The organism is Mycolicibacter acidiphilus (genome assembly GCF_018455725.1).
GTDB lineage: Bacteria > Actinomycetota > Actinomycetes > Mycobacteriales > Mycobacteriaceae > Mycobacterium > Mycobacterium acidiphilum.
This window is the reverse complement of sequence record NZ_JAHCLR010000148.1, coordinates 1-401: the sequence shown is the minus strand read 5'-3', so window position 1 is coordinate 401 and position 401 is coordinate 1. Positions and strand designations below refer to the sequence as shown.

Here is a 401-nt window from a genome sequence, read left to right as displayed (position 1 = left end):
CGGCAGCGGCGGCGCGGCGGGCACCGGCGGCCTGGCCCACTCCGGGCTGGCCGGCGGAACCGGGACCAGTTCCACGGCCGGTGTCGCCGGCGACGGCGGCAACGGCGGCGACGGCTACGACCCGAGCACCGATCCGAACGCCGCCGCCGGAGCAGCGGCCGGCGACGGCGGCAACGGCGGTGCCGGTGGCAACGCCGGAGCGATCGGCAGCGGCGGCGCCGGCGGCAACGGCGGTAACGGCGGCACCAGCCTGGCCGGAGCGAACGCGGCCGCCTCGGGTGGTTCGGGCGGGAACGGCGCGGCCGGCGGTGACGGCGGCAAGGGCGGCGCGGGCGGCCTGGGCGGCTCGGTCTCCGGCAGCGGCGGCGCCGGCGGTCTCGGCGGCAACGGCGGCGGCGGCG

Annotated in this window: 1 pseudogene; it reads left to right on the top strand. The window is 82.3% G+C overall.

Annotated elements, in window-relative coordinates:
- A pseudogene (locus tag KIH27_RS22250) lies at positions 1 to 401 on the top strand (hypothetical protein); the annotation flags it as partial.